11 protein-coding genes are annotated in these 10832 nt (G+C 70.0%); all 11 read right to left on the reverse strand.

Annotated features, from left to right (window positions below; genetic code table 11):
- Window positions 1–4 precede the first annotated feature (4 nt).
- On the reverse strand, window positions 5–1141 hold the full coding sequence (locus GM672_RS16895; protein ID WP_155471707.1) for a PQQ-dependent sugar dehydrogenase: 1137 nt from the start codon (window positions 1139–1141) through the stop codon (window positions 5–7).
- Window positions 1142–1529: 388 nt separating this feature from the next.
- The gene (locus GM672_RS16900; RefSeq protein ID WP_155471708.1) at window positions 1530–2114 is read right to left on the reverse strand and encodes a HupE/UreJ family protein; all 585 of its coding nucleotides are present in this window, start codon (window positions 2112–2114) and stop codon (window positions 1530–1532) included.
- A gap of 40 nt (window positions 2115–2154) precedes the next feature.
- On the reverse strand, window positions 2155–3252 hold the full coding sequence (locus GM672_RS16905; RefSeq protein WP_155471709.1) for a CobW family GTP-binding protein: 1098 nt from the start codon (window positions 3250–3252) through the stop codon (window positions 2155–2157).
- Window positions 3249–4793, reverse strand: a complete 1545-nt coding sequence (gene cobJ, locus GM672_RS16910; RefSeq protein ID WP_155471710.1) for a precorrin-3B C(17)-methyltransferase — start codon at window positions 4791–4793, stop codon at window positions 3249–3251. The genes GM672_RS16905 and cobJ overlap by 4 nt, the downstream gene beginning before the upstream one ends.
- Window positions 4790–5569 carry a cobalamin biosynthesis protein gene (locus tag GM672_RS16915; protein WP_155471711.1) on the reverse strand — a complete coding sequence of 260 codons (780 nt, stop codon included), beginning with the start codon at window positions 5567–5569 and terminating at the stop codon, window positions 4790–4792. The genes cobJ and GM672_RS16915 overlap by 4 nt, the downstream gene beginning before the upstream one ends.
- Entirely contained in the window at window positions 5566–6342 is a 777-nt protein-coding gene (gene cobM / locus GM672_RS16920; protein ID WP_155471712.1) for a precorrin-4 C(11)-methyltransferase, read from the reverse strand. Before cobM ends, GM672_RS16915 begins: the two co-directional genes overlap by 4 nt.
- A 1-nt stretch (window position 6343) precedes the next feature.
- A complete protein-coding gene (gene cobI, locus GM672_RS16925; protein ID WP_155471713.1) occupies window positions 6344–7078 on the reverse strand; it encodes a precorrin-2 C(20)-methyltransferase in 735 nt (244 codons plus the stop codon).
- Complete coding sequence (gene cbiD / locus GM672_RS16930) at window positions 7075–8202, reverse strand: cobalt-precorrin-5B (C(1))-methyltransferase CbiD (protein ID WP_229427739.1); 1128 nt, start codon at window positions 8200–8202, stop codon at window positions 7075–7077. The genes cobI and cbiD overlap by 4 nt, the downstream gene beginning before the upstream one ends.
- Window positions 8189–9763, reverse strand: coding sequence for a precorrin-8X methylmutase (locus GM672_RS16935; RefSeq protein ID WP_155471714.1), 1575 nt, complete (start codon window positions 9761–9763; stop codon window positions 8189–8191). Before GM672_RS16935 ends, cbiD begins: the two co-directional genes overlap by 14 nt.
- Window positions 9760–10458 (reverse strand): cobalt-precorrin-7 (C(5))-methyltransferase, encoded by a 699-nt coding sequence (locus GM672_RS16940; RefSeq protein WP_155471715.1) that lies wholly within the window; start codon window positions 10456–10458, stop codon window positions 9760–9762. Before GM672_RS16940 ends, GM672_RS16935 begins: the two co-directional genes overlap by 4 nt.
- Before the next feature lie 31 nt (window positions 10459–10489).
- Window positions 10490–10832 (reverse strand): vWA domain-containing protein (locus GM672_RS28390; RefSeq protein ID WP_503826360.1); only part of this gene is annotated, 343 nt, incomplete at its 5' end.

The following is a 10832-nucleotide window of genomic DNA, read 5'->3' on the forward strand; positions in this document are numbered from 1 at the left end:
TGGCTTACCTCTTCGGTGTCAGCACCAGCAGCCGGCCGCTCGGACCGTCTTCCAGCAGCCAGAGCGCACCATCCGGCCCGGTGCGCACGGCGCGGATGCGTTCGCCCATGTCCCAATGGTCCGCCTTGGTCGCGTTCTCGCCGTCGAGGGCGATGCGGTCCAGTGACTTGCCCGACAGACCGGTGATGAAGAGGGAATTTTTCCACTTCGGGAACAGGTCCGCATCGTAGTAAGCGAGGCCACCTGGCGAAATGGCAGGATTCCACGACACCTTCGGAGCCTCGAAGCCGTCGCCAGGCGCGTGGTCGGGGATATCCCGGCCGTCATAGTGGCTGCCGTTCGATGCCCTCGGCCAGCCATAGTTGAGGCCTGGCTTGATCAGGTTGATCTCGTCGCCATGGCGCGGGCCCATCTCCATTTCCCACAGGCGCCCCTGCCTGTCGAAGGCGATGCCCAGCAGGTTGCGGTGGCCATACGACCAGACGGCTGCATGAAAGCCCTTGGCCGCGAGCGGATTGCCGGCGGCCGGCGTGCCGTCGAGGTTCAGGCGCAGCACCTTGCCCAAGGTCGACCTGGGGTCCTGCGCCGGATCGAGCAGCTGGCGGTCGCCGCTGGTGAAGAAGAGATACTTGCCATCCGGCGAGAAGCTGATCCGGCCCGAATAGTGTCCGCCCGTCGATGCATCCTGGCCGCGGAAAATGGCCCTTGTATCCTTGAGCGTGCCGCCTGCCTGATCCAGCGTCGCGCTGGCGAGCACGACCCGGCTGTCGCCACCGGGGCCCGCCTCGGAGTAGCTGAAGTAGAGCCGCTTGCTGGCCGCGAAATCGGGAGCGGGCACGATGTCCATGAGCGCGCCCTGGCCCTTGCTGCTGACGGCGGGGGTACCGGACACTGTCCGCCTGGTACCGGTTGCGGGATCGAGCAGGGTCATCGTGCCCTCCTTTTGTGACACCAGCACATTACCGTTCGGCAGAAATGCCATGGCCCAGGGGCTCTTGAATGTGCCGACCGGCTTGGCCTCGAAAGGCAGGCCGCCGGTCGCGGAAGCAGTGGCCGGCGCGGCCGCGGCCGCTGGGGCAGCGGCGGACGCGAACAGGGCCAGCGAGAAAGTGGTGGCAAGGCCGAGCGTGCTCAAATTCATGTTTTCCAGATCTCCATTCGAGGATTGATGCCGGGTTATCGGAGCGGACGGTATACCGCCGCGCCGGTGCAGCACGCGGATGCCTCCAGCACGGTGGCTTCGACGGCACCCAACGCCCGGACCGGCCGCACGCCGGGCATATACGCGACGACCGGGTCGAGGGAAGTGTAGAGCAAAACTCGTATCGCAGACGCTGCGCTGGTCGCGGCAGCCCGCGCTTTGCCTCAGGCGTGCGGCGGCCCACGGGGCACGCGACAGCGCCGCGACTCGTACGGATTGCCCGCTCGAACCCGGGCGTTCGAGCGTGATCCCGACTGAATGCCACCAGCGACCGTTCGCTGCGGGTCCGACTCCGGACGCGCAGCGGCCCGCCTTGGGGTTCGATCCCTTACGCGCCCAGCGCCAGCCACACCCCGGCCAGCGAAATGGCGGCGCCGCTGCCGCGCAGCCACGCGCCCCGTGCCGGGGCAAAGCGGCCCAGCCACAGGCCGGCGCCGTGCAGCGCGGCGCTGGCGGCGATGAAGCCGGCCGCGTAGGTCCACGCGCTGCCCGCCTGCGGCATCTCGAGGCCGTGGGCGAAGCCGTGGAACAGGGCGAAGGCGCCGACGATGGCCGCCGCCGGCAGCGCCGCCATGTTGACGGCAAAGCCGATCAGCACACCGAGGATCAGCACGGACGTGACGATGCCGGCCTCCACCAGCGGCAGGCCCACGCCCGCCATGCCCAGCGCGCCGCCGACGGCGAGGAACGCGACGAAGCTGGCCGGCAGCAGCCAGCGGGCCTGGCCGCCCAGCTGCCTTGCCCACAGGCCCACGGCCAGCATCGCCAGCACGTGGTCGAGCCCCGTCAACGGGTGCAGCAGGCCAGCCAGCGCCCCTTCGGGGTGCCCGGGGTGGGCCATTGCCGCGCCGCTCCAGGCCAGCAGGGCCAGGGTGGCCGCGCCGCGTGCGGCAGGGGAAGAATTGAACGTCATGCTTGCTCCTTGTGAAATGAATAAGTAAGTGTCTCGGCCATCAGCGCCAGGTCGTACCCGTGCCGGCCGACAGCAGCGCGGCCACCTGGGCGCGGCTGATGTGGTAACCGATAAAGACCAGCTGCGAGCGGCGTGCTGCGTTGCCGGCGGCCGCGTCCGGGCTGACCGCCACGCGCGTGCGCACGCCCTGCACCAGCACCGAGCGATCCTGCACGCGCACGTGGCCCTTGCAGCGCAGGACCGGCTGGGCCTTGGCCACGTCCACCAGCGCCGCCGTCAGGGGCTCGACCTCTTGCTCCGCATCGCTGCGCAGCACGAACGACAACCATCCCGGGTCCTGCTCATGGAAATGCTTGTGGGTGGCCAGGCCGTGGCTGTGCGCCGCCAGGCCGGAATGGGCGTGGCCGTTCAGCCGGTACTGGCTGGCCAGCGGCGTCGCATTCGCATCGGGCAGCGGCGCGAACGTGTGGCCATGGTCAGTGCGCGTGCCCTGGTGCAGCCGCAGTCCCAGCGCGAGGCGGATGTCCAGCTGCGCGTTGTAGGCCAGTTCCAGGAAACGCACGTTCGGCGCGCGCCGGCGCACGCGCGTCTCGGCCTCCAGCAGCGCCGCTTCGTCCAGGCCGTCGATCTTGTTCAGCACCACCACGTCGGCAAATTCCAGCTGCTGGTCGAACATGGTGGCCGCGGCATCGGCTTCGGCGCCGTGCTCGAAGGCGCCGGACAGCAGCAGCGGCGTATCGACCACGGCCAGCGTGGCGTCCAGCACGAAATCCGCCGCCAGGTCCGCGCCCTGCAGCAGGGCCATTGCCGCCGTCGGCAGCGCAAGGCCGGACGTTTCGATCAGCACATGGTCGACATTGGCCCGGCGCCGCGCCAGCGCCTGCATGGCCGGCACGAAGCGCGTGTCGTCGCCATAGGCGATCAGGCCGTGGGCGAAATCCTCGATCTGCACGTGGGCGTCGCCCTCGCTGGCTGCGCGCACCAGGGCGCCGTCGACGGAAATCTCGCCGAACTCGTTGATCATCAGGGCCAGCCGGCGCGTCTGGCGCCGCTCGATCAGGCCGCGCAGCAAGGTGGTCTTGCCGGCGCCGAGGAAGCCCGTGACGATGGTGACGGGGATGGGAGCGGCGGCCGTCATGCCGCGCCTCCCTCCAGCTGGCGCAGCACGTCATCGGCATCGGCGACGGTGGCCGGATAGTCCAGCTGCGGACGCGCGACGACGAACAGGGCGATGCCCAGCTCGCGCGCCGCCGCCACCTTGGCGCGGTAGCCGCCGGCGTCGCCGGAATCCTTCGTGACGACGGTATCGATGCCCCAGTCGCGCCACAGGGCCAGGTTGAAGCCGGCCGAGAACGGCCCCTGCATGGCGCAGATGCGCTCGCGGGGAATGCCTTGCGCGATGGTGCGCTCGATCAGTGCCGGTTCGGCCGTCTGGCGCACGAACCATTCGCGCTCACCTGCGCCGGGCGTGCCGAGGAAGGTGGCCACGTCCTTCGAACCCGTCGCCAGGAAGATGCGCCGGCCATGCGCGACGGCCCGTTCGGCCGCTTCCGCCATCGAGGCGCACAAGGTGCCGTCGGCGGGTGCGAAACTGGCGGGGCGCTGGTAGCGCAGGTAGGGAATGCCCAGTTCGCGCGACAGGCCGATCAGCTGCTCGGACATGGCGCTGGCATACGGATGGGTTGCGTCGACCAGCACGCGCGCGCCGTTGGCCTGCAGTGCCTGGCGTCGCGCTTCCACGCCCTGGCGGCCGGCCCACACGGTCGCGCCGGGGCAGTCCTGGCGGGCAATCGCCCCGCCGTGGTCGCTGGCGGCCGATACCACGACGGGCATGGCCGCTTTCGCCGCCAGGCTGGCCGCCAGCGCATTGCCGTCGCCCGTGCCGGAGAAGACCCAGGCCGCGCCTTGCGGCAGCGCGATGTCCTGCGCCGCGCCCGGCGCCTGGGTCCAGTCGTTGTAGCCACGGGGCGTGTAGATCCAGCCCCGCTTGCGCGCCGTGAAGCGGTTGCCGATGACGAGGGAGGTCAGCATGTCGAACTTCAGGCCGGGCAGCTCGTCCAGCCGGTGGATCGCCACCTGCTGGTCCGGCCGGTAGGCATTGCGCACGACGCCGCACAGGGTCGATGGCGCCTTCGACTCCAGCATCAGTTCCAGCACGCGGTAGACGCCCTGCTGCCGGCTGGCGCTCTGCACGTTGTACATGACGCAGGCCAGGTCGGCCTGGGCGATATGGCGGGCCCGGTGCTCGATCCACTCCCATGGGCACAGCAGGTCGGAGAGGCTCAAGGTGGCGAAATCGTGCGACAGCGGAGAGCCCAGCAGCGAGGCGCAGGCGTTGGCCGACGTAATGCCCGGCACCACGTTGACGTCGTACGTATCGTCCTCGCGCATTTCCTCGAAGGCCAGCGCGGCCATCGCATAGATGCCGATATCGCCGCTCGACACCAGGGCCACCGTGCGGCCCGCGCGGGCGTGTTCGATCGCCAGCAGGGCCCGTTCCCGTTCCTGCGTCAGCGGCGGCGAATGGATTTCCTTGCCCTCGATATGGGGCGCGATCCACCGCAGGTACAGCTCATACGCCACGATCACGGCACTGCCGCGCAGGGCCGCCACGGCCCGCGGCGCGATCAGGTCCTCGAAGCCGGGTCCCACCGAGACCAGATTCAGCACACCACTCATTGTTGTTCCATCCTGTTCAGTTCAAATTGGTCACGGACGATGGCCACGGCCACGCCGTCCATCGCCGTTTTCGGTACCACCAGCGCGCCGCGCGGCGAAGCGAGCAAGGCGCACGGCTCGCACACGCCATCGACGCCCACGTTCTGCCGCACCCAGTCGGACGGGCGCGTGACCCAGCCGCGCGCGGCCAGCGTAGCGCGCGCGAACACGCGCAGCGGCACGCCGTGCTGGCCCGCAAACGCCAGCAACCCCGGCTCGTCCGCCTTCAAATCCACCGTCGCCAGCTCGCGCACGTCGGCCATGCCGAACGGCCCCGCCAGTGCCAGGGCGTGGCGCACGGCGGCTTCGATGCGATCGGCCGGCACGCCCTTGCGGCAGCCGATGCCCACCGTCAGCGGCTTGACGGCCTCGGTGGCCGTCGTCACCACCGGCACGGCGCCGACGGCGTTGGCGACCCGGCCGGCCAGCGCATTCGCACCGCCCTCATGGCCGCCCAGCAGCGCGATGGCGTGGCGCGCGCCCTCGTCGATCACGACCAGGGCAGGGTCGCTGCGCTTGTCGTTCGTCAGGCCGTCGAGAAAACGCACGGCGATGCCGGTGGCGCCGATCAGCACCCACTGCGCATGCATCGGCCAGCGCGCGGCGAATTGCGCTTTCTGCGGCGTTGCCGCATCCAGCCAGGGCCGGTACACGGTACCGCCGAGCGATTCCTGCAAGCGCGCGGCGAGTGCCTCGCCTTCGGCGCGCACCAGCCAGATGCCCGGTTCGCCGTTCAAGCAACGTCCTTCTGCTTGGCCACGACACGGAACAGGTGCGTGAAGTCCTTCGAGTACAGGCTCGACTCGGCGGCGATGCTCCGGTCCAGCGCGGCGCCGACCAGCATCATCGTCGTCAGGTTCCACGCGCCCCGCCTGGTTTCCTCCAGCACCGTGCCCAGGGTGCCCTGGTAGACGCGCTGCTCGGGCCAGCTGGCCCGGTGCACCAGGCTCACGGGCGTCTCGGGCGGGTAGTGCTGCAGCAGGTCCGTGACGATCTTCTTCAGGTGCGGGCCGGACAGGAAGATGCACATCGTGGCGCGGTGCTCGGCCAGCCGGGCGATCGATTCCAGCTCCGGCACGGCCGATGCGCGGCCCGATACCCGCGTCAGGATGACGCTTTGCGACACTTCCGGCTTGGTCAGCTCGGCGCTGATGGCCGCCGCCGCCGCCGTGAACGAGGACACGCCCGGCACCACTTCATAGGCGATGCCCAGGGCGTCGAGCCGGCGCATCTGCTCGGCCGTGGCCCCGTAGATGGCAGGGTCGCCCGAATGCAGGCGCACCACGTCGATGCCGGCGTCGCGGGCGCGCACGTAGCAGGCCTGCTGCTGCTCCAGGTCCAGCTGGGCCGTATCGATCAGTTCCGCGCCCGGCTTGCAATGCTCCAGCATGGCCACGGGCACCAGCGAGCCGGCATACAGCACCATGCTCACCTCCCCCAGCAGGCGGGCGCCGCGCAGGGTGATCAGGTCGGCGGCGCCGGGGCCGGCACCGATGAAATACACCTTCATGTCAACGTTCCTTTCGTGCGGTGCGGCGCACCAGCAGGGTGGCCAGGTAGCCCATCGCATCGTCCGCCACCAGGGCCCCGACATCGTCGGACAGCAGTTCGCCGGGCAGGCCGATGCGGCGCGCGAAGGCGCAGTGGCGGGCGATATCCATGTCGCGCAGCAGGTCCAGTACCCATGGCAGGCGTGCGCCCACCTTCATCAAGACGACGATGTCGTGGGTCTCGATCTCGCGCCGCAGTTCTTCCGGCGTGTCCGGGCATGGCAGGATCAGTACGCGCTCCTTGCCTTCGCCCAGCGGCCAGGCCAGCGCGGCGGCCGCAGCGGCGTAGCTGGTCACACCGGGGAAGGTGCGCTGGGGCAGCTCCGGAATCCGCGCACGCAGCGCCGCCAGCACGTAGCCGTAGGTGGAATACGTCAGCGAATCACCGATGGTCAGGTACGCCACGTTACGCCCCGCGCGCAGTTCCGCCGCAATCGTGTCGGCCAGCGCCGCGTAATGCTCGCTCAGCACATCGCGGTCCGGGTCCATATTGAATTCGATCTCGCGCAGCTGCTCGGGCTTGGGGGCGAAGCCCGTGCCGGCCAGGCATTGCAGCGCCACCGAGTCGGCCACGCCGCGGGCGCGCGGCGCGTACACCAGGTCCGCCTGGCGCAACGCCTCCAGCGCGGCGATCGGCAGGTAGCCGGCCGGGCCCGGGCCGACGCCCACGCCCCAGAAGGTGCCAAGACCAGTCATTGCCCGGCCCCCAGGAGATTGCCGGCCAGGTCGAACAGCCGTACTTCCAGCTTGCGCACCGACGGCGCGCGCGCGTGCGCCAGCGCGCCAATGCGCCGTTCGACTTCGCGCCAGAATGCCCCGGCGCCGGGTTCCTGCTTCAGTATGTCCATTGCTGCTTCCACCGTATTTGCCTCGTCGATTTGCCGCACCATGTGCGGCCCATAACCCCACTGCCCTGCCACCCGCGCCACGCCCCCCATCGCCATCGTGCTTTTCGACGAGTGGGTGTCCCAGTGCCCGTCCAGCACCTTGGCCAGCTTGCCCGGGTGGCCTGCCAGCCACAGTTCGTCCAGCATGCGGCCCTCTTCCCGCAAGGCCCGCTCCGTGAAATCGAGCGCGTCGCCGAGAAAATTGGCAATCTGCACCGTGCGCTTCTCCGGCAGGCCCAGCGCGTCGCGCGCGAACTCGCGCCCGATCTTCCCCGGCAGGTAAGCCACCTTCGGCTGCCCGCCCGCCAGCGCCACCCGCACGTACACTTCGACGGAGGCGATCCACGTCGCCAGCGACATCGGTTCGACGATGCCGGACGTGCCCAGGATCGAAATGCCGCCGACGATGCCCAGGCGCGGGTTGAAGGTCTTGCGGGCGATGACTTCACCTTCCTCGCAGCCGATGGTCAGGTCGATGCCGGCGCCCTCCCCCAGCAGTTCGGCCACCACGGCGCGCATCATCTGGCGCGGCACCGGGTTGATGGCGGGCTCGCCGACCGCCACGCGCAGGCCCGGCGCGGTGGCCGTGCCGACGCCGCGCCCGGCGAAAAAACGCACCTGGCCCACGTCGTTGCGCCGCACTTGCGCGAAGATGGTGGCGCCGTGCGTGTTGTCCGGATCGTCGCCGCCGTCCTTCAGCACTTCGGCCCTGGCCTGGGCGCCCTGCCGCTCCACCCGCTGGATCGGCACGGCCAGGTAGTGCACGCCGTCCGGCAGGTCGATATCGACCGAGTCGTGCCGTTCCCCCCGCAGCAGCAGGAGCAGCGCCGCCTTGACGGCAGCTGTCGCGCAACTGCCCGTGGTGCGGCCCCGCCGCAGGCCGTTCATGGCCGGCACGGCCAGGTCGACGGCAATCCGTTCAGCCGGCTCCACTGGCGGCGAGCCCGTTCAGCGCGTCGATCAGGAGGCCGTTGACGACGCTGGCCGCCCATGGCGAGCCGCCGCGCGTGCCGCTGTTGGTGATGCGGGGCACCTGCAGGCAGCGGCGCAGTTCGTCCTTGCTCTCGCGCGTGCCGACGAAGCCGACGGGCAGGCCGATCACCAGCTGCGGGCGCCAGCCATGGTCGCGGATCAGCCGCACCGCCTCGACGATGGCCGTGGGCGCGTCGCCGATGGCCACGACGACGTCGTTGCCGAACTTTTCCCAGCCGCGCCGGATGCCCGCGGCCGCGCGCGTGATGCCGTGCTGTTCCGCCATCAGGTGGGTTTCCCGGTCATGCACGCCGCACCACGTGTCGATGCCCAGTTCCTCCAGCAGCGCGCGCTTCAGGCCCGTCTGCACCATCGTCACGTCCGTCACCACGCGCTTGCAGCGCAGCAGCGCGCGGATGCCGCTGTCGATGACGCCGGGCGAGAAGTACAGGTCGTCCACGGCATCGAAGTCGCCGGACGTATGGACGATGCGCTGCAGGACGGTGAGCTGCTCCGGCGGGAAGGCCGACCAGTCGCGCCCGGCCGCGATGATGCGAAAGCTCTCCGCCTCGATCGGGTGCGGCACGTACTTGCCATACGCCGCCGGCGCCGGCACGGGCGCCGCTTGTGCCGACAGGCCCCGCACGGCCAGGTGGTGGGCGCGCTGCGGCTCGCCCACCTGCTGCTCGAAGCCGACGATCTGCACGCGGTACTTGCACAGCGAGCAGTTCATCGCCGCCCGCCCCGCCACGGCTTCGCGGGCCCGGTCGATCAGCACGTCCGCCACCAGCGGATGGGCGCCGAAGTACTTCGCCTTCAGCACTTCCAGCCCCGGTTCGCGCTCGCACAGCGCGTCCGCCGCCGCATAGATGCGCTTGACCAGCACGCCGTCGAACAGGAAGAAGGGCAGCACGACGATGCGCTCGTAGCCGAGGCGGGCCGCGCGGCGCAGGCCGTCCGCCACCAGCGGCTGCGCCGTGCCGGAGTAGCAGACATAGGCTGCGCCGAAGCCCATGCCCTCTTCCAGCATGCGCGCCAGCTTGGCCACCTCGCCGTTCGCGTCCGGGTCCGTGGTGCCGCGTCCGACGACGACGAGGCAGGTATCCTGCCGGCGTACCGTGCGGGGCGACGTGCCTTCGGCCTCGACGATGCGTTCCTGGGCCAGCTGCAGCAGCTTCGGGTCCAGGCTCATCGGCGCACCGAAGTGGAAGTCCTTGTCCGGAAAATCGCGCGCCAGTGCCAGCATCTCGACGGGCATGTCGTTCTTCGCATGGCGCGCCGCCAGCAGCACGGCCGGCACCAGCGCCACCTGGTCCGCCCCTTCGGCAACGCAAGCCTGGGCCGCTTCGCCGATGGTGGGCGTGGAGAACTCCAGGTAGCCGTGCGTGACGACGTCCTGCGATGCGCGCTCCTTGATCAGCATCACCAGCGACTCGAACTCGCGTACGGCGTCCGGATCGCGGCTGCCGTGGCCGGCGATGACGATGCCGGAGCGCGCGCTGGTCGAAAGCAGCGCGTTCATGGCGCCGGCTCGATCTGGCTGGCCATCGGCGCCAGAGTGCGGACCAGCATGATGCTCATGTCCGAGCAGCGGTGCCCGGCGCACTCGGCCAGCGTGCCGTGCCACTCCGCTTCGCCGCGCGTCAGGTTCTCCCACACCTCGGTCGGATGGTCGGGCGAAATGCCCTGTTCCATCAGGTAGGCGGCGATATGCCAGGGCATGAACGAGCGGGCTTCGTCCCACGGGCAGGGAATCACGATGGCGTTGCGGCCGTCCTGCAGCACGTGCACCAGGTGGCGCTTGAACGGTGCCAGGTCGCCCCGGCGGTGGAAGGTGATGAAGGTGGTCTCGTCGAAGCACACGCGGGCGCGCGAAGCGAGGATCTGCGCCGACGAGATGCCCGGCAGCGATTCGACCGGGTGACCACAGGCCCGCTCGACCCGTTCCAGGTACTGGAAGCCGCTGAAGTGGATGTCGCCCATGAGGACCACGGCGCAGCGCTTGCCGGCGTGGTGCTCCAGCGCCACATTGTCCAGCTGGGCCACCTGGTCGCGGTAATTCATGTTGATGACGGTGGCGCCGGCGGGAATCAGGGCGCGCACGACGTCCAGCACGGCATCGAAACCGGCCACGACGTCCGCCTCGCGGATCAGTTGCGCACCGCGCTGGGTCAGGTAGCCGGTGTCGCCCGGTCCCGCCCCTATACATACGATCATTGCATCTCCATTGCGTTCTCTAGGGCATTGGTCAATTCGCTGACAGGCGGGCGCGGATGGTCAGCGCAAGCTTGTCGCCGTTCAGTTGTTCCAGCGCCAGGCACTCGGCGCCCAGTGCCTGCGCCAGTTGCGCTGCCCGGCCCAGGCGCAGGTAGCCGTTTTCCGTGTCGATGACGAGGGCCGGCACGCGGCGCTCGGCCAGTTGTGCCGCCAGCGCCAGCGTTTCGCGCCAGGGATCGCCGCCCGCCTGGACGGGCACGTTGGCCCGGCCGTCGGTCAGCAGCACCAGCAGCGGCGGCAGCATGCCGGCGGCGCGCGCCAACGTCTCCATCGCCAGTTGCAGCGCGTGGGGCAGCGGCGTGCGCCCGCCCGTC

The organism is Pseudoduganella buxea, assembly GCF_009720835.1.
Classification (GTDB): Bacteria; Pseudomonadota; Gammaproteobacteria; order Burkholderiales; family Burkholderiaceae_D; genus Rugamonas; species Rugamonas buxea.